Below are 17,791 nucleotides of genomic sequence, written 5' to 3'. Positions count from 1 at the left end.
GGTCGCCTACCGTTTGGAGAGAACGGTCAACTGACCCTCGTTGATGGTCACTTCGCGTCCGCGCAAGACGACTTCGGCGCCCGCGCCGGTGGCGATGACCACGGCCTCGCGGGTGATGCGGATGTACGCCCCGCCCTCCTGGGCCTGGAGCAGGATTCCCTGGTCGTCGCCAGGGGCGTCGTTCAGCACGATCTTGTGTGCCTGTGGGGTCTGCACGACGACGGGCTTGTGCGGCCCGCCGGCCCGGAGCGCGTCACGGGCGTCGGGCGGCAGCTCGTCCTCGGCGCCGTACCAGCATCCGGTCCACACCGGGAAGCTGGGATCGCCCTGCTCGAACTCCACCCACACGCCGGTGCCGGGCGGCGGCACCACGAACTGTCCCGACCTCGGTCCCGTGAACGGCAGGCAGGGCAGCGCCCAGGTCGACGGCTCCTCGCCGAGCACGTCCGGGACCTCGACGGTGATGCGTCCGATGCGCAGGGGGTCGTCGTTGCTGACGACCCGGCCGCGGAACTTGCCGAGGTAGCGATTGCTGGGTGCCGCCATGTGGGTCTGCTCCTGGTGGTCGGTCAGGGTGGGCGTGGGGCGCTCGGGGGCTCAGGCGCTCAGGTGCTCGGGCGCTCAGGGCCGGACGTAGGGGCTGCGCGCTTCGAGGCCTTCGCGGGAGAGGGTGAAGTTCTGCTGGTACGAGCCGGGGCGGAGGTTGTGGGTGACGGACTTGACGTAGTAGTCGCCGTCGTACGCCCGTCCCGCGCCGCGGACCCCGACGAGCTGGCGGGGCTGGAGGATGTAGCCGTGCCGGTTGACGTCGAGCGAGCCGGAGCCGGAGACGACGTCGGCGGAGACCGCGGCGCGGGCGAGGAGTTCGGCCTCGGCCTGCGCGAGCTGCTGCTTCGCCGTACCGGAGAGGGTGCGACGCTTGAGGGCCGGGGTGGGACGCTTGCCGAGGGGCGGGCGCAGTGGGCTGATCGACGGCTGGGGAAGCAGCGACGCCTGCCGGTTCCTCGGGTTCTGCCAGCGTGCCTGTGGCTCTTCGCGGGCTGTCCCGTCGTAGGCGAAGGTGAGCTGGTCGACGGTGGAGTGGGCGTCCATGTTGACGTTGAGGGCGTGCTGGCGGATGCCGACCCGCACCTCGGGTCCCCAGCGGGCGGAGGACTGCCCCGGGGTGGGGCCGGGCTCCAGGTAGAAGGTGTAGCCGTTGGCGCGGGCGAGGTCGGTGACGTACTGGAGGTCGGTCCCCGTCTGGTAGTGGACGCGGAGGTCCTGGTGCGGCGGCTGGGCGATCTGCTCCTTGTACACGTCGGGGCGGATGCCGTAGTCGGAGTACCGGCGCAGGATGGACAGCACCCGCTCCCAGGGCGGGAGGTTGGGATACCGGGCGGTGCGCTCCTCGAGATCCATCAGGAGGGTCAGGTCCTCGCCGGTGACGGTGAGGGTGGAGTGGCCGGGCTGATTGCTGGCACCGACCTCCTGGCGTACGACGAGTCCGTCGAAGAGCACGTCGGAGGTGCCCTTGACGGTGACGGTGACGACCACTCGTGTCTTGGGATCGAAGAACCCCTCGGGGAGCAGCCGCCGGTTGATGAGCCCGTTCTTGGTGAGATCGAAGGCGAGCTGGAAGCCGCTGCGCTCCCCCGCGGTCGCCGTGATCTGCGCGGACAGCAGAGCCTCGGTGACTTCGGCGGGCACGGGGCGCACGAGCTTGGGCCCCATGAGGAGCGTGACATGTACGGGGCCCTGCCCCACGGGCACGTCAAACACGCCGGTCCCCCTGGGGGAACCCGCCGGCGAGCGGGACGCATATGGCCCGCCCGGCTTCGCTGGTCAACTCGTCCGGGTCGAGGACGGGGTTGGCGTCGGCGATCCGCCACCACTGTCCCGGGTCGCCGAAATACCGCTGCGCGAGCAGGTCGGGGCGCTCGCCGGCCGCGACGGTGTGGGCCTGCGTCTCCTCCGGGTCGTCGGGGAGGGGAGGCAGTAAGCGCCGCTTGGCGTACCGGACTTCGGTGCCGTCGGCCATCCGGTGGATGCCGATCTCGGCGTCGTGGTAGCGGCTGGTGCGGGGATAGGGATGCCCTCCCGGTATGGCGTCCAGGGCGCTCTCGTACTCGTACGGCTCGGTGTCGGCCATGGCGGTGTGTCTCATCCCCTTCCGGTTCCGGTGCCGGTGCCGGTGCCGGTTCCGGCTCCGGTGACGAAGCCGGCGGCTCCGGCGGCTCCGGCAAGCCCGAGCGATCCGATGCCGGTGCCTCGGGCGGCTGCGGCGAGGCGTTCCTTCTGTGCGAGGTGAGCTAGGTAGAGGTCGGCACCGCGGTGCCCTGCGGGCAGGTCGCTCACGGTGAGGATCTTCATTCCGATGCTGAGGGAGGCGCGGATGGGGTTGAGGTTCACGTCGAAGGCCGACTCGTTGATGGAGAGTTCGGTGAGCCGGACGGGCATGACGCGTTTGCTGCCCCAGGTGAAGAGGGTGAGCGGCATTTCGATCGGGCTGATCTCGATGGCGCCCTTCTGGGACAGCTTCGAGGCGGCACGCAGTTGGGCGGTGGTCGGCTGCACCAGCATTTCGAGCGTGGCGAGCTGCGGGTGGATTCCGTCCGGCGCCACGATCTCGAACTGATCGGTCGCGTCGATCTCGGCCGTGAACTTCCAGGTCTCCTGCGCGGGGCCCTTGAGCCGCAGCGCCTCGTTCCGGTCCCCGCTGCCGGTGCCGCCGGCTCCGGTGTCGCCACTGTCCCCGGCGGACTGGGGGGCGACGCTGCGCTCCAGGGTGTCCGGGTTGAACTGGAGGACGATGACGCGTTGGGGGGTGCCGGTGTCGGGGTTGACTACGACTATTCCGGAGCGGATGGGTTTGGGGATGTCGGCGTAGCGGGTCACAGCCGTTCCTCCAAGCGAGTTTGCAGGTCCGAATAGTCGTAGTCAGGAAAGAGTCCCGGGAAGATGTCCAACATCTGCCTCAGCCCACGTGAAACCGGTGCGAACCCTGGGTCACCCGGGCCTGTGTCGCAGTACAGGTACTGCCAGCCGATGGTGCCTTTTGTGATCAGCAGAGTGTCGAGGTAGGACCCGTAGTCCAGGTCCATCGGCATGGCTCCCTGCCGCATGTCAAAGAACCAGATCTCGGGGTCTGCGGTGCCCGGCGGGACACGCAGCAATGCCATATGACCGGACCCGGTGCGCGGGGTGTCGTCGAAGAATTTCAGCTCTTTGTGGAGTTCACGCTCCCGGTCACCCTCACCCTCCCAGATGAGATGCAGGCGGTTTTCTATGACACTCCGGGACAGATGCGTCAAATGGATTTCGCCGACCAATTCCAGTTCAGGGTTCGACGATCGCCAGTACGTTTCGATCTCATTGAATCGAAAATAGTACTCCCTGACCCTCGGGCTGAAAGGTATGCCATAAAGCTCATCGAGGGTTCGGAAAGCACGGGAAGACTCTTCGCGGGTTCTGGATATCTTACCGAATCGAACCTCTGAAACACTGAGCGCGGAACAGTCGCTAATCTCCTGCAATGCCCTGGCGCTACTCACTTCAAATGGATACCTGCACCCGTCACTGAAGTTCACGCCGCCCCCTTCTTTTTCCAGTTGACCTTGTCCGCGGCGTCCAGGGCAGCGAGTTCATTGAGCATGGCCGTGAGCGTCTCCAGGGGCATGGCGTTGTGGGCTCGCAGGGTTTGCCTGTACTCGTTCATGTAATCACTGACCTCGGAGGCGTCATCGAAACCGCCATGCATGTCGCGTACCTTGATAAGGTGATCGGCGAGACTGCGTGTGACGTTGAGCAGATTCTCGATGGTGTCATGCCCGGCTTTATTGATCGAGAGGATTCCCCCTTCATCCACCCCAGGCGGTTCTACAGGCTCACTCTTCGCGCCTATGGGTGAGGTCAGCTCCTCCCAGTCATCATGCTCCTCTCCCGTGCCTTTGACTTTCTTGTATCCACCGTATGCTGCACTGATGCGGCTGGGGAAGTCCGCAAATTCTGGCTCCGGGTGAGGCGGGTGGCCGAACTCGGCGCTGGCTTCGTACCAGATGATCCTGTGCTTTTTCGGGATATCCTTGTAAGCAGGGTCCTCGATTTCCCGGTAGAACTCTCCATTGGTCTCGGGACCGCGCGCGGGAACTAGATTGTTCCCCATGGCCAGGCCGCCGATTCGCTCAGGCAGAAGGTGCATCTTCACCCAGGCGGCACCCTTACCAAGCGTTTTTCTCTCGATGTAGCTCCAGCCTGGCGGCATGCCAGGATCCGCGTCTCTTGCAATCTTGCCCGGGCCGCCGAAGACCGTCTTCGTGGATTCCTGAATGAATCGCCCCTTGATGCGGTCGGCCCGAGCATTTGCATAGTTCTGCGGCGGGAGGTACTTGGGGAGGCCGTAGAAACGCCGCTTCTTTGCATGATCCGCTATTGCTTTCATGGCCGATCGAAGCCGCCTGCGGGCCGGTGCCCAATCTTTGGTCTTATCCTTGGGAGTCCGCTTGGGGATCCGCCGGTCCAGGCTTTCCGCTACCCTGTGCCATCTCTCGGTCAGGTTGATGTGCTCCAACTGCCCGGCCCTCTCGGGCGTTTCACCCTGCTCTTCGATGTCCGCCTTCCAGTCGGCGATGAAAGCGGGGACCTCTTTGGGTGTGCTGTGTATATAGAGATCCTGGTCCCGGCCACCGCCGTCGAACCGCAACGTGTGCGTCTCGCGGGCTTCATCGCTGAACTCCACAGTGGGCCGCTCGAGCACATCCTCGTTCTGCCGGTCCCTCCTGGCCTTGTCGCGCCGCCGTTCCCGGTCACGCCGCATCCGGTCCCGCTGCCGCCGCCACTGGTTCCGCAGGCGGGCGGCGCGGTTATTGAGCTTGCGGGTGAGTTTGCGCCCCTTGCCGAAGAGCCGACGAGCCGCGCGCCGGGCCCTGTTCAGGGCCGACTTGATGGTCTGGCGGGCGCGGCGCAACTTGCGGCCGGTGCGGGACTCGGGGCGACGGCGTGACTTTTTCTTCATCAGGTCGGGGTTGCGACTACCGTCCTTTTCCCGGGCCCTGTCGCCCGGTCGGCGCCTGTCGTCGGGGCCGCGCTTCTTCGGGCGGAGGGTGTCGCGAGCCGGCCCCCGGCGGGATCCGCCCTGCGTGGCCTGGTCGTCGTCGCGGCGCTGCTTGCGCTTGGCGTCGCGCAGGCGGCGTCGGGCCGCGTTGACCTCGCGCCCCTCCTCGCGGCGCTCCTGTTCGTCCCGCTTTTTCTTCGGCTTGGGCTGCTGCGCCGGCCTGGGCTTCCTTTCGGGGGTGGAGCGCTTCCCCGGTCGGGGACCCGTTTGCGGGCGGGAGGTTTCGTCCTGGGTCGGCTTGCGGGGGGCCTCGCGCTGGCCGGGCTTGTCCGTGGGGCCGGGTTTGTCGGCCGTCGGACCGGACTTGTCGGGTGCGGGCCGGTTGTTCTGGCCTGGATTGTTGTTCTGGCCGGGGGCTCCGGGCTGACCGGGAGCGTCGGGCCCGCCCGGCCCCTTCTTCTTTCCACGGATGTTCTTGAGCATGTCGCCGAGCTTCGTGGCCACTCCGCCCATGAACCGGCTGACGCCTTCGATCAGGAACTCGTAGATGAGTTCCAGCAGGGCGACGACACCTGCCGCCACCGCCTTCGCGAAGGGCAACGCCGCGTTGCCGCTCTTGACGGCCTTCAAGAAGTCGATGAACAGGCCGAAGGCGGCCAGGATTTCGCTCAGCGCCCCCCAGGCGGTCTTCAGGGCGTCGACGATGGCCATGGCCCATCCGGCACCCGGGATGAGCTTGGCGACGACCTTTTCGACGACCATCACGCCGATGATGACGGGCAGTTGGGGCACGGCCTCGTCCCAGGCCATCTTGCCCATCTCTTCCACGCTGACGCCGCCCTCGATCAGCGCCTGGAAGTCCTCCATCGGAATTCCGATGATTTCCTGGACCTTCTGGTTGAACCACTCCTTGACGGCACTCTTGATCTCGTCGAAGAGGTGTTCCCTGGCGCCCGTGTCGGCCGCGGCTCCCGCCTTGCTGATCCAGTCACCGGGATCGGAGACAATGTCGTTGAAGATGGCGGCCCAGTCACCGAGCGCTTGGACGACCGCCTGCCCGAACTCCACCGCCGCGACCGTGACGCTTTCCGCCACCTCGACAGCGGCCAACAGGCCGCCCTCCAGCGCGTCGAGTCCGGCGAGCAGCGCGCCGCACAGGCCGTCGAGCAGCTTCCCGGCGACCTCCTTGAGGGCGTCGGCGAACTCGTTGACCTTCTGGACGGCCCAGTCGCGCGCGCCGTCGATGGTGTTGCGCCACTTGTCGCGCATCGCCGGGTAGTCGGCGAGCAGTTCGTCGCCGAAGGCAATCAGGGCGTCGGCGAAGTCGTTGATCTGCTCGACGACCCAGTTGCGCGCGGTGTCGATGAGCTCGAAGACCTCTTTCTTGAAGCGGTCGATGAGGTCGGTGACGATCTTGCGCGCTCGTTCGAAGAGGCCCTTGATGGCGTTCTTGAGGTCCTCCCACCACTGCTTGAGCTGGTCGAGGAACCCGCCCTCCCCCTTCTCGGCCTCCTTCTTCTTGTCCTCCCGTTTCTGCTCCGCGGCCTTCTCCGAAGCGGCCTGCTCGTCGTCGATCTTCTTGTTGTCGTCTTCGGTCCGCTTGTCGACCTGCTTGTCGGTCTCCTCGTCCTTGTCCTTGATGTCCTTTCGGACCTTGTCGTACTTCTTGCCCTTCTTGTCGTCGATCTCCGCGACCTTGTCGTCCTGCTCCTTGCGCCACTTGTCGCGGGAATCAGCGATCTCGGACTGGCCCTGCTCACGCGCGCCCGCCTGCTGCTTGCTGTTGGCGTCGATCTCGCGCTTCAGGTCCTGGTCGTGCTTGTCCTTGTCGTTCTTTGCCTTCTCTTCCTTGCTCCTGCGCTCCTGGCCCATCTTCTGCTGGCCATCGGCAAAGCCCCGTTGGATCTGCGGGCCACGGTCGTGCTCCGCGACGGCGGACGCGGACTCGATCGGTACACCGCCGCCGGCCCGCGGTGCACCACCGCCCTTCTTCCCGGCCTGTTTCCCGCCCCCACCGACCTTGCCGGTGAGCGTCTCCTGCTGGACGTCCGGGTAGATCTGGTCCTCGCCCATCGGCCGGGCGGCGTCGTCGCGGCCTGCCTGGTGCAGCTCGTTCTTCCGCTCGTCGAGCTTCTGCCCCTGCTCGTCCGTGCGCTGCGGGTCGGAGTCGTCCTGGAGCGGCAGCCCGGGGGCGTTGCCCACCCGGCTGCCCTTCATCCCCTCGTCCGACGTCGGCATATCCATGATCGAGTCGATCAGGTCGTCGAACGGGAAGATCCTCTTGAGCAGCTCGCCGCCGATCGTCAGCAGGATGTCCCACCAGCTCGGCTCGGGTACGTCGGCGCCGGGTGCCTGTCCCTCCGGCCGCTGCTCGCCGGTGATCTCCTCCGTCTTGCCCTTGGCCGCGTCGGTGCGGGCCACCTTGGCGTTGGTGTACGTCCCCGGGGCGCCGACCCTCGGACCGCCCGACACCGTCCTCGGCGAGCCGGTGGGGCGCTCCATCTGCGGCGGCCCCTTGCGCAGCGCCGAACGCTCCTTGTCGACGGAGTTGTTCACTGCGCCGTTGACGCCTTTGAAGGTCTCCAGCATCTGGTACGGCTTGAGCCTCGACGCCGTTGCCAGCCCCGCCTCCGGCGTTCCCTTGGAGACATCGGGAACCGGCGTTTCCTGCTTGGGTTTCGCCGGCCCCGACGACCGGCGACCGCCGCCACCTCCTCGTGTGGGCGCGGGAGCCGTACGACCGCCGCCCCCGCCGCCTCCGCCGCGCCGGACGTTCTTGGCCGCCTGCTTGGCCGCCTGCCGCTGCTTGGGCGTGGCGTTGGCCTTCGGCCGTACGGGAGTGCTACCCGGCTCCGGTTTCGCGGACGGCTCGGCCTTGGGTGCACCACCCCTGCCCCCGACCACGGCGGCCCCGGGACCGGCCGCCGCCGTGCCCGGTGAAAGCTTTGGCGTGGCCGGGTGTCCTGGCGCCGACACACGCTCCGGGCCGGTTTGGGGGCCCGGTATGGTCGCGGGTCCCTTCCCTTCGCTGACGTCCGCCACTTGGACGGCGTCCTTCGTCGCGGTGCCGAACTCGGACGCCTCGCTCCCGCCCGAAACCGTGCTGCCCGCTGCCCTGCCCTCGTCCTTGCCGGCGACCGCGCCCGCCGTGGAGCCGGAGGACGATCCAGCCGCCGAGCCGGTTTCCGCAGCGGACGCGGTGCCGGAACCCTGACGGCTTTGCGTAGCGGAAACCTCGCCGGTCCCGCCGGACGAGTTCGTGTCCTTGCTCCAGGAGCCTTCTGCGCTCTTCCCTTCCCCCGAACCCGACGCCGAGCCGGAAGACGAACCCTGCTCCGAAGCCGAAGACCCAGAACCAGAAGACGAGCTGGCCGCCTGCTTGCGCGCGTCCTCGTCGGCCTTCGAGAGCTGCCCCGGCGCGGCCGTATCGCCACCGGGCCCGGGCACCTGTCCGCCCGTACTCTCGGTCGCGGTGCGGGCCGCCTCGTCCCGGCGCCTGGCCTCGGCGTCCTCCTCGCGCTCCAAGGCCTGTTCGCGTTCCCGCTCGGCATCGTGGGGGTCGGCCGGGTCCGAGCCCTTCTCGTCCGGGCCCTCGGCAGTCCTTTCCTCCGCCCTCTCTTCCGGCTCGGGACCGATCTCCTGCTCGATGAACTTGTCGGTCTGAAGGTCCTGGTCGAGCCGTTCGTCCGCCTCCCGCTCCTCCTCGGAGGAGCGCACTCCCCCGCCGGATTCGTCGGCCTCGGCCTCCGTCTCCCTCAGGGCCTTGGCCGACGCATCTTCGTCGGCCGGGGATTCGACGACGTCGGGAGCACCGTCCTGCCCACCGCCGGACGAGTCCTTCTCGTTCCGCGTCTTCACGACAGGCGAGGCCGATCCGGCGAGATCGCCTTCGGAGAGGGAACCTTCGGCGTCGGCGCCGTCCGCCTCCTCGCCCTGCGTCTCCAGCTCGTCGTTCTCGTCGGCTTCGTACGCTTCGTCGCTCTGCGCGTCGTCCTCGTCCTGCTCTTCCGGCTCCTCTTCAAGCCCCAACGGCTCGTCGTCGGCGTCCTCTTCGTTCTCCGGATCCCCGACGCGGCGCTCTTCGTCGCGGTCGCCGCCCTTGCGGTCCTTCTCGCCGGGCTCCGCTCCGCTCGTGTCCAGGGCCCCTGGCTCGGCACCGCTCTCGTTGGCGGCGGCCTCCTCGCTCTCCCCCGCGGTGCTCTGCCCCTCCGCGTCCGCAGCCTGCTCTGCCGACTGCTCCGGGGAGTCTTCTTCCTGGCCGCGTGCCGTGCTCTCCTGGTCCTTCTGCGCGGCCTGCCGGACGGCCTCCTTGTCCTGCTGCCCGGCCCGGGCCTGATCCTCCTGTCGAGCACCGGCAGCTTCCCTGTCCTGCCCGGCCGACGGTCCGGAACCCGCCGACGTGGCCTGAGCCGCAGGAGACCTCGCCGCACCCACGGCCGCCGACGAGCCACCCCGCTCCGGGCCGCCGTCGCCCGAAGGATCGGCGTCCTTGCGCTGCTGCGCCCGCTGCCGCCGGTCGTCGCTCTCCTTCTCGTGCGCCTTACGCTCGTCACGTGCGGCGGCCGCCTCCTGCGCACGCTCCTGCTCGATGACCTCGGCAGCGTCGGGGACCGGCTCGGGTGCCCTGGTCGCCACCAGCGGCAGCGGTCCTCGCTCCGCCTCCTCGACCAGCTCCCACAGTCGGTCGACCTCGGACGTGAAGAGCCGGACCTCCAACCGGTCCAGCACACTCTCCTGAACCTGCGGCGCCATCCGCGCCAGTTGCAGGCGCACGCGCCCCGACAGGTCCTGCGGGTCGCCGCGCAGGGAGCGCAGGACGCCGTTGGCGAGACGGTCGATCAGGGTCGCCGGATCCACCTGCTCCATGCGCCGGCGGTCGGCGTCGACGGTCGCGTACCGCAGCCACCCAGGCGTGCCCTGCCCCTCCTCCACCCGCGGAGCGTCCTGCCCGGGCTCGCGCACCAGTTCCTGCGCCGCGCCCTCCGCCTCCCGCTCGATCGCCTGCTGAGGCAGGCTCACCGCGCCCAGTTCGCGCCCGGCGCGCAGGGCGCCGAGGCCGTGCGGGTTCTGCACCGTGTGCAGGAGTTCGTGGGCGAGCAGGCGGCGGCCCTCGTCCGTGCCGGGCTTGAACGTGCCCTCGCGGAAGAAGACGTCCTGGCCGACGGCGACCGCGTCGGCGCCGAGGAGCTCGGTGAGTTGGCCGGCGTCGCGGCCGGTGTGGAGGCGTACGCGGCTGAGGTCGTGGCCGAGCTGTTCCTCCAGTTCGCGTCGGACGCCGGGGTCGAGGGGCTGGCCGGCGCCGCTGACGATGTTCTTCGGTTCGGGGGTACGGGACTTGGCGGCGCGCTCCTTGCGTTTGCGGCGGCGTTCTTCGGCGGACTGCTCGGCGCGGTCCTGCTGGGTCTGGGAGCTCACCGCGTCACCTCCCCGTGGCCGCTGAGTCCTCGGTGCACCGCGCGCGCCAGTTCCTGGCCGAGCCGCCGCGCGGAGAGTCCGGCGGGCAGCGGCGGGAGGCCGGTCAGGGCCTCCATGGTCACGGCACCGTCCGCCGCGAGCGGCACCCCGTGCTCGCGGACCAGCCGGGTCAGCTCCCGCTCGAACGCGGCCGAGACCCGTTCCGGGTCGGCCCGGAAGCCGGTGAGGGCCAGCTCACCCACGTTCACGCGTATCTGGCGCGGTGTCACACCCATCCGCGGACCTCCGTCGGCGTCAAGGAGCGCTCCAGCTTCAGGTACTCGGTGCGGGCCGCGGCCAGCATGTGCCGCATCTGCAACGCCTCGCCCTCCTCGGCGGCGAGGAACGCGCCGGACAGGGCGATGTTGCGGATCGAGCCGCCCGCCACGGTGAGCTGGGCGAGGAGGGCGGGGTCGAGGTCCTTCACCGGCGCCCGCGACGGCAGCACGCGGCGCCAGATCTCGGCGCGTTCCTGCTCCGCCGGGAAGGGGAAGTCGACGACGAAGCGGATACGGCGCAGGAAGGCGGTGTCGAGGGCCTTCTTCATGTTGGTGGTGAGGATGGCGAGGCCGCGGTACGCCTCCATCCGCATCAGCAGGTAGCTGACTTCCAGGTTGGCGTACCGGTCGTGGCTGTCCTTGACCTCGCTGCGCTTGCCGAACAGGGCGTCTGCCTCGTCGAAGAGGAGCAGCGCGCCGCCGCGTTCGGCGGCGTCGAAGACCCGGCGCAGGTTCTTCTCGGTCTCGCCGATGTACTTGCTGACGACCTGCGAGAGGTCGATCACGAAGAGGTCCAGGCCGAGTTCCCTCGCCATCACCTCGGCGGCCAGCGTCTTGCCCGTCCCCGAGCCGCCCGCGAACAGCGCGGTGACGCCGAGGCCGCGGCGCAGGGTGCCGGCGAACCCCCACTCCTGGTGGACGGTGGGCCGCTGCCGTACGTGCGCGACGATCTCCCGGAGCACGGCGGTCTGCCGCTCGTGCAGCACCAGGTCGTCCCAGCCGGCCTGCGGTTCGATACGGCGCCCCAGCGCGTCCATCCCCAGGCGGGCCTCCTCCAGACCCGCCCGCCAGGCGAGGCGCGCGGCGTCCGGCTCGTCCTCGCCGGGCAGGTCGCGGCGTACGGTGTCGGCCGCGGTGCGGACGACGTGCGGCGGCAGCTGGAACTGGGCGACGAGCGAGCGCAGTTCGCCCTCGTCGAGGCCGAACTCGGTGAACGCGTCGGCCCACACGGCCAGTTGCTCGTCGTCGTCCAGGCGCGGCACCGGCACCCGGGTGCCGTGCGGGCGCTCGGCGTCCAGCGGGTCGGGCCCGGACACGACGACGGGTACGGCGGCCCCGGCCAGGAACGCCTCGGTCGCCGCCCGCTGGTCCCGGTCCAGTTCGCCGGCCTCGACCAGCAGCGCGGCGGGCAGCAGGATCGCCTCGCGCTGCCACAGCCGGGCCAGCCGGTCGCGTTCGGCGGGGTCGGCGGGGATGTCCTCGGCGTTCATGGTGTAGAGGCCGATTCCGGCGCGGGAAGCTGCCGCGGCGGTGATGTCGGCGCGGCTGCGCGGGTCGCCGCCCGTCACCTCCACCAGCGGCGGGGTGTCGGGGCGGGCGCCCGTGGTCCAGGCGGTGGTGATGCGGTCCGCGGCGAGGTCGTACGACGGTGGCAGCCGGTCCGGGACCGGGGCGCGGCGCAGCTGGCCGTGCAGCCGGGCGTCCAGGTAGGGCGAGCCGAGGAGGAAGTGCAAGACGCGCTCGTCGAGGCGGAGCCGGGCGGTGGTCAGGGAGGTGTCGTCGGCGGGTTCCACGATCCGCCAGCGGCGCAGCGGCGCGACCGGGGTCAGCGCGCTCCAGTGGGGTTCGGCGAGTGCGGCGAGGGCCAGCGAGAAGGTGGGGTACGCCCGCTCCGGGTCGCCGCTCGCGGCGGCGCACCGGGCGGCGGTCGTCGGCTCCAGCTCCTGTGCGGCGGTGAGCAGGACGAGGTCCCGTTCGAAGGAGGTGAGGCCGAAGCAGGCGACGAGCGCGTCGAGCGGGCCCGTGCGGGGCGGCACGGCGGCCACGGCCCGGTCCTCGGACGGCGCGGGTGTGTCCTCGTCGGACGGCGCGGGTGTGTCCTCGTCGGCCGCCGCGGGCGTGTCCTCGCCGGCCGCCGCAGCGGAGGTGCCCGGGCCGGTGGCGCGGGCCGCGTGCGCGTCGACGCGCGCCAGGACGCGGCGGATCTCCGCGCTCAGCGCGGCAGCGTCGCCCGTACCGGTCACATTCCCTGCATCGGTCCCGTTCCCGTGCCCCGTGCCGGTCTTGTCCGTCGTGCCCATGTCCTCACCTGCCCCCGTCGTGTGTCCCGGTCTCAGTTCTCCTCGGGCCCGTCACCGCCCCGCCGCGCGGGCCCGCCGCTCCCCGTCGACTTGCGTGGCGACCTGCGTGCCCGGGAGGCCGGCTTGGCGGTGGTCTTCGCCGGGGCCTTCGCGGGCGCCTTCGCTGTGGGCTTGACCTGCTTTCCGGCGGGCGGGCTCGCGGATGTCTTCTCCCGCCCCGCCGTCTCCGTCCCCGGCTCCGTGCCCGTCTCCGTCCCCGGCTCCGTGCCCGGCTCCGCGCGCTCCCCCGCCGTACCGGCGGCGTCGCCCCCGCTGCCTCCCGGAGGGACCGGCGCTCCCGGTGCGCCGAACGGCAGCACCCGTACGTCGTGCCGCTCCACGGGCTTGCGCGGCACCGGCGTCCCGCGGCCGTCGATGAAGATCAGGGACGCCTGGTAGACCACCGACAGGGAGTACGGCGTCTGGTGGAGCATCCCCCACAGCTTCGACGTCTCGTCGATGTCCATCACCGTGGGCGTGAACCGCACCCGCTGCGCGGCCTCGGCGAGGTCGCTGCCCGCCAGGTAGGGCCGCTCTCCGGCCTGTTCGATGACGTCCTTCGGCAGGACGGGGATCTCGTGCAGGGTCCGGACCACCGAGCCGATCAGCCGCTGCCCGACCAGGTCCGTCTCGTCGCCGTAGGCGCTGATCAGGTAGTGCAGGTCCAGCGCGGCGGCGGGGCGCTTGACGAGCGTGCCGTCGCCCGCCCGGGTGGGCAGGTCGTTGCCGCGCATCGCGGTGTTGGGCGTGACCTGGTACAGGAACACGTTGACGGTGGGCTGGTCCGGTGGTTCGGCCGGCGGCTTGCGCGGCTCCACCTTGACGGCCTCGCCGAACTCGGGTCCCACGTTGGACTCGATGAGCAGGGCGAGGGCCTGGGTGACATGGGCGATGGCGAGTGCGTTGCTCATGACGTCGGTTCCTCGGTTCCTCTCGTCCTGCCGGTCTCGGCCGCGTGCCTCACTCGCGCCCTGGAAGTACGTGCGCGCCTCACTCCCGCCCCCGGGCCGGCCGGGCGCGGCCTCACTCCCGCCCCCGCGCCAGGTAGTCCGCCAGGCTCACCGTCGCGGCGGGCCGTTCCACGGGTGCGCGCCGGGTCGGGCCTGCGGACGGCGGAGGTCCCGCCGTCACCTCCAGGCGCCCGATCTGCACCTGTACGACCTGCTCGGGCGCCCGCCCCGCCCGGCGCGCCGCGGCCTGCCGTACGGCGTCCCGGGCGACGGCCGTGTCCGCGGCCCTCGGGTGCGGGGCGGCGGCCGGTGGCGTGGGGGGAGCGGCGTCCGCGCCCGGGGGGATGGGCGCGGACGCCGCGGTCGGGATGGCGGCGCGCTCCGGGCGCCCCGCCGTGCGCCGCCCGGTGTCCGGCGCCGGCCGGAAGACGGGCGTCACCGGGGTCGCGGGGCGCAGCAGCGGCGGCTCGGGCGCGGGCGGGGTGAACGGCCGCGAGTCGTGGGGCTCCGGTTCGGTGCGTACGACGGTCCGCTCCCGCTCGATGAGGAGGCGGGCCGCGTCGGCGGCGGGCGCGGGGCGGGCCGGATCGGTGTCGCGGGGTTCGGCCGAGGGGGTGGTGGTGGGCCACACCAGGGTGGCGTCGTCCTCCGCGGTCCCCCGGGCGCGTACCGCCTCGATCCGTTCGAACGGGCCGGGCAGCCGGGGCCGTACCCGCACCACTCCGGTGCGCGGCACCGGCGCGTGCCGGGCGATCAGGCGGTCCAGGAAGTCGCCGCCGCGGGGAGTCGTGTCGTCAGACATCGGCACACAGCTCCAGGTAGTAGCGGCGGCGCAGTGGGCTGAGCGCCAGGATCTCGGGCTCGCTCCAGCCGTAGGCGGTGGCGAGCAGGTGGACGTCGAGGAGCAGGTCGCGGGCCCAGGCGTCCAGTTCGGTCCACAGGTAGGAGGCGATGTCGAGTTCGGCCCGGGTGGCCTGCCCGCACTCGGGGCAGGCCACGTCGAGCGTCACGTCGGCGCCGGGGTCGGCCGCCTCGACGGCCTCGGCGATCCGGCGCTGCACGGCAGCGGGCAGTTCGGGGGCGGCCACCGTCCGCCCGTCGTGCTCGGCGGTGACGACACAGCGGGCGAGCAGCGCCGCTCGCGGGTCCGCGGTCCGGGCCGCCGCCGTGAGGTCGGCGACGCCGGGCAGCCGGAACGCGACGCGCCAGCCGCCGTGTTCGACCCGGACGACCGGGTCGGGGCGGTCGCCCAGGGTGCGGGCGACCGCCCCGGCGTCCAGCTCGAACTCCATGTCCGCGCCGCACTCCGCGCACTCCATGCGGACCTGCATGCGCTCCCCGAACAGCGCCCGGCGCAGCGCGAACAGGTCCGCCTCGCGCTCGCCGACCGGCAGTTCCGGCAGCGTCCGGTCGTCGAGGTCGGGGCGCGCGGTGCGGTGCAGCAGCAGCGCGCGTCCGGCGGGCGGCGCCGCGAGTCCCGCCTCCCAGGCGGCCAGCAGCCCGGCCGCCCCGGTGATCGCCATGGCCATCGCGTCCGTTCCGCTTTCGCTCAGGCCGGGTTGAGGAACGAGGGCTCGGTGGGCTCGGGCACCTCGTAGTCCCGCTCCCAGCCCTCGCACTCCAGCTTCAGCGACTGGATGGCCACCGCGTTGGCGTTGGCGTCGAGTTCGCCGAGCACCTGGTACTCGCTGGGCCAGGTCCGGTACAGCTTGTGCGAGACGGCGACCTGGCCGGCCTCGTTCAGGACCTGGATCACGATGTCCTTGCGGAAGTCGGCGAGCGAGACCTCGGAACCGAGCCCGGCGCCGACCTGCCAGACCTTGTTGGCCCAGCGGTCGAACTCCGGGTCGTGGGTGACCCCGCGCTCCAGGGTGATGCCCTCGAACTCGGAGCGGCCGGGCGACTTGCGCGGCGAGGAGGGGTCGCCGCCGTGGCGGTGCTTGACGACCTCGGTGGTCCGCTTCAGCGGAGAGATCTTGCTGATGCCGGCGACCGTACGACCGTCCCACAGGACGAGGAACTTGAAGTTCTTGTACGGGTCGAACCGATGGGCGTTGACCGTGAACTCAGCCATCGAAAACAGTCCTCGGAATCCTCGTGGGCGTGATCAGAGCTCGAACTGCCCGGACGTCTGCTGGATCTTGACGATCACGAACTCGGCCGGGCGTACCGGCGCGATGCCCACCAGTACGTTCACCACGCCGTTCGCGACGTCCTCGGCGGTCGTGGTCTCGTGGTCGCACTTGACGAAGTACGCCTCGCGCGGGGTGGTGCCCTTGAAGGCGCCCTGGCGGAAGAGGGTGTGCAGGTAGGAGGAGGCGGACAGCCGGATCTGCTGCCACAGCGATTCGTCGTTGGGTTCGAACACGACCCACTGGAGCCCGCGGTACAGGCTCTCCTCCACGTGCAGCGCGAGGCGCCGCACCGGCACGTACTTCCACTCGCTGTCGAGGGCGTCGGCGCCGTCCAGGGTGCGCGCGCCCCAGACCAGCGGGCCGGTCACCGGGAGGGTGCGCAGGCAGTTGACGCCGAGCGGGTTGAGCAGCCCGGTCTCGCGGTCGGTGAGGTCGACGGTGAGCGAGTGCACGCCCGCGAGGCGTGCCTCGGTGCCCGCGGGCGCCTTCCACACGCCGCGCTCGGAGTCGGTGCGGGCGATGACGCCGGCGATGGCGCCGGACGGCGGGAAGGCGCGCAGCCGCCCGGTGAGCGGGTCGGTGAGCTGGAGGTGCGGGAAGTACAGGGCGGCGTGGTCGCCGCGGACCGCGTCGAAGGCGGCGATCCCGGCGCGGGCGCTGTCCACGCTGACCCAGCTCGTGGGCGCGTCGACGAGGAGGAAGATCCGCCGCTCCGCGCACAGCCGCTGGGCGGCCGAGACGACGGTGAGCATGTCCTCGGTCTTCTCGTACGCGGCGATCTCCGGCAGCGCCAGCAGGTTGACGTCGGCGACGGAGCGCAGCGCCTGGATGCCGGTCTTGTCGGCCTCGGAGCCGATCAGGTCGCGGGGGCCGGGCGCCTCGCCGTCCTCGCCGCCCGCGAGCGGGAACACCGGCGGGTTGACGGAGGCCTCCAGACCGAGGTCGTTGGCGCACTCGCCGAGGAAGCGGACGACGTCGTCGGGGTCGGTGGAGCCGGCGACGACCTGGAGGCGGCGCCCGAACGCGGTCACCTCGGCGCCCGCGTAGGCGTGCCTGCCGGGCGCGTCGGGCAGGGCGCGCAGCTTGCGCTCGAGGAGGAGGGCGAGTTCGGCGACGGTGGTGGGGGCCTCGCCGTCGCAGTCGGGGTCGTAGAGCGTGAACTCGCGCTCCACGTCGCCGATCTTCACCGTGAGGTCGACGGCGAGGTCGGGCAGTTCGTGGCCGAACGGCTTGGAGACGGTGCCGGAGGGGTCGGGGCGGCCCTCGCCGACGGCCTCGACGCGGATCAGCCGGGAAGCGGCGTTGATCACGGTGGGGGCGTAGCGGCCGTGTCCGGTGTCCATGGACAGGCCGGTGAAGCTCTCCCGGGTGTCGCCCTTGGCGTCGTGGACGCGCAGGTTGAAGGTCTGGTCGGGGTGGGGCGTGTCGTAGTCGACGGCGACGCGCAGTCCGTTGCCCCAGACGCCGGGTTCCCTGGCCTGGACCTCCAGGACGCGGCTCTCGCTGTGCCCGTCGGTGGATTCCAGGGCGACGCAGGCGGCCTGGCCGCTGCCGGCCTTGGCGACCCGGACGATCACGGCGACGGAGCCGCCGTTGCCGAAGAACTGGTGCACCGCGTGGGCGACGGCGCTCTGCGAGCCGAGGCCGCCGAAGCGGCGTTCGAACTCGGTGAAGCCGGTGACCCGCACCGGTTCGTTCAGCGGGCCGCGCCGGGTGTGGCCGACGAAGGCCGTCACGGACGTGGTCACGGCGGAGATGGTGCGGGTGCTGCTGGGAAGCTCTTCGACGTAGACGCCGGGATACGTCGGCCTGGCGGCGCTCACCGCATTCGTCGGCATTCCCCCTCCAATCCCTTGTCGGGCACCGGTCGTGGGCACCAAGA

Annotated in this window: 13 protein-coding genes; all 13 read right to left on the bottom strand. The window is 70.7% G+C overall.

The annotated features are described in order from the left end of the window. Window positions 1-6: 6 nt before the first annotated feature. The 13 genes from ACIG0D_RS24200 to ACIG0D_RS24140 all read right to left on the bottom strand — a co-directional run bounded on the left by ACIG0D_RS24200 (window position 7) and on the right by ACIG0D_RS24140 (window position 17,747). On the bottom strand, window positions 7-546 hold the full coding sequence (locus ACIG0D_RS24200; RefSeq protein WP_399804466.1) for a phage baseplate assembly protein V: 540 nt from the start codon (window positions 544-546) through the stop codon (window positions 7-9). A 75-nt stretch (window positions 547-621) separates the two neighbouring features. Continuing rightward, window positions 622-1,761 (bottom strand): hypothetical protein, encoded by a 1,140-nt coding sequence (locus tag ACIG0D_RS24195; protein ID WP_399804463.1) that lies wholly within the window; start codon window positions 1,759-1,761, stop codon window positions 622-624. After that, complete coding sequence (locus ACIG0D_RS24190; RefSeq protein ID WP_399804460.1) at window positions 1,754-2,131, bottom strand: hypothetical protein; 378 nt, start codon at window positions 2,129-2,131, stop codon at window positions 1,754-1,756. The genes ACIG0D_RS24195 and ACIG0D_RS24190 overlap by 8 nt, the downstream gene beginning before the upstream one ends. 11 nt (window positions 2,132-2,142) lie before the next feature. Further along, window positions 2,143-2,877 carry a hypothetical protein gene (locus ACIG0D_RS24185; RefSeq protein WP_399804457.1) on the bottom strand — a complete coding sequence of 245 codons (735 nt, stop codon included), beginning with the start codon at window positions 2,875-2,877 and terminating at the stop codon, window positions 2,143-2,145. After that, window positions 2,874-3,569, bottom strand: a complete 696-nt coding sequence (locus ACIG0D_RS24180; protein WP_399804454.1) for a hypothetical protein — start codon at window positions 3,567-3,569, stop codon at window positions 2,874-2,876. The genes ACIG0D_RS24185 and ACIG0D_RS24180 overlap by 4 nt, the downstream gene beginning before the upstream one ends. Further along, entirely contained in the window at window positions 3,566-10,447 is a 6,882-nt protein-coding gene (locus tag ACIG0D_RS24175) for a DUF4157 domain-containing protein (RefSeq protein ID WP_399804451.1), read from the bottom strand. Before ACIG0D_RS24175 ends, ACIG0D_RS24180 begins: the two co-directional genes overlap by 4 nt. Beyond that, window positions 10,444-10,722, bottom strand: coding sequence for a hypothetical protein (locus ACIG0D_RS24170; protein ID WP_399804449.1), 279 nt, complete (start codon window positions 10,720-10,722; stop codon window positions 10,444-10,446). The genes ACIG0D_RS24175 and ACIG0D_RS24170 overlap by 4 nt, the downstream gene beginning before the upstream one ends. Next, a complete protein-coding gene (locus ACIG0D_RS24165; protein ID WP_399804447.1) occupies window positions 10,713-12,785 on the bottom strand; it encodes an AAA family ATPase in 2,073 nt (690 codons plus the stop codon). The genes ACIG0D_RS24170 and ACIG0D_RS24165 overlap by 10 nt, the downstream gene beginning before the upstream one ends. Window positions 12,786-12,817: 32 nt before the next feature. After that, window positions 12,818-13,735, bottom strand: coding sequence for a DUF4255 domain-containing protein (locus ACIG0D_RS24160; RefSeq protein ID WP_399804445.1), 918 nt, complete (start codon window positions 13,733-13,735; stop codon window positions 12,818-12,820). Window positions 13,736-13,847: 112 nt separating this feature from the next. Next, the gene (locus ACIG0D_RS24155) at window positions 13,848-14,576 is read right to left on the bottom strand and encodes a hypothetical protein (RefSeq protein ID WP_399804442.1); all 729 of its coding nucleotides are present in this window, start codon (window positions 14,574-14,576) and stop codon (window positions 13,848-13,850) included. Next, window positions 14,569-15,297: a hypothetical protein gene (locus tag ACIG0D_RS24150; protein ID WP_399804740.1), complete on the bottom strand. Its 729-nt coding sequence runs from the start codon at window positions 15,295-15,297 to the stop codon at window positions 14,569-14,571. Before ACIG0D_RS24150 ends, ACIG0D_RS24155 begins: the two co-directional genes overlap by 8 nt. Before the next feature lie 26 nt (window positions 15,298-15,323). After that, on the bottom strand, window positions 15,324-15,848 hold the full coding sequence (locus ACIG0D_RS24145) for a phage tail protein (RefSeq protein ID WP_141309194.1): 525 nt from the start codon (window positions 15,846-15,848) through the stop codon (window positions 15,324-15,326). A gap of 33 nt (window positions 15,849-15,881) precedes the next feature. Next, window positions 15,882-17,747, bottom strand: coding sequence for a phage tail sheath C-terminal domain-containing protein (locus tag ACIG0D_RS24140; RefSeq protein WP_399804439.1), 1,866 nt, complete (start codon window positions 17,745-17,747; stop codon window positions 15,882-15,884). Window positions 17,748-17,791: the final 44 nt, after the last annotated feature.

The organism is Streptomyces sp. NPDC052773, from assembly GCF_044547145.1.
Lineage (GTDB): Bacteria > Actinomycetota > Actinomycetes > Streptomycetales > Streptomycetaceae > Streptomyces.
This window is presented reverse-complemented; position numbering and strand designations above follow the sequence as displayed.

Bases quoted from the DNA above. Each gene is read 5' to 3' on its own strand.
- ACIG0D_RS24170 (WP_399804449.1), bottom strand. From the start codon at position 10,722: ATGGGTGTGACACCGCGCCAGATACGCGTGAACGTGGGTGAGCTGGCC.
- ACIG0D_RS24155 (WP_399804442.1), bottom strand. From the start codon at position 14,576: ATGTCTGACGACACGACTCCCCGCGGCGGCGACTTCCTGGACCGCCTG.
- ACIG0D_RS24160 (WP_399804445.1), bottom strand. From the start codon at position 13,735: ATGAGCAACGCACTCGCCATCGCCCATGTCACCCAGGCCCTCGCCCTG.
- ACIG0D_RS24145 (WP_141309194.1), bottom strand. From the start codon at position 15,848: ATGGCTGAGTTCACGGTCAACGCCCATCGGTTCGACCCGTACAAGAAC.
- ACIG0D_RS24150 (WP_399804740.1), bottom strand. From the start codon at position 15,297: ATGGCGATCACCGGGGCGGCCGGGCTGCTGGCCGCCTGGGAGGCGGGA.
- ACIG0D_RS24140 (WP_399804439.1), bottom strand. From the start codon at position 17,747: ATGCCGACGAATGCGGTGAGCGCCGCCAGGCCGACGTATCCCGGCGTC.
- ACIG0D_RS24200 (WP_399804466.1), bottom strand. From the start codon at position 546: ATGGCGGCACCCAGCAATCGCTACCTCGGCAAGTTCCGCGGCCGGGTC.
- ACIG0D_RS24190 (WP_399804460.1), bottom strand. From the start codon at position 2,131: ATGGCCGACACCGAGCCGTACGAGTACGAGAGCGCCCTGGACGCCATA.
- ACIG0D_RS24165 (WP_399804447.1), bottom strand. From the start codon at position 12,785: ATGGGCACGACGGACAAGACCGGCACGGGGCACGGGAACGGGACCGAT.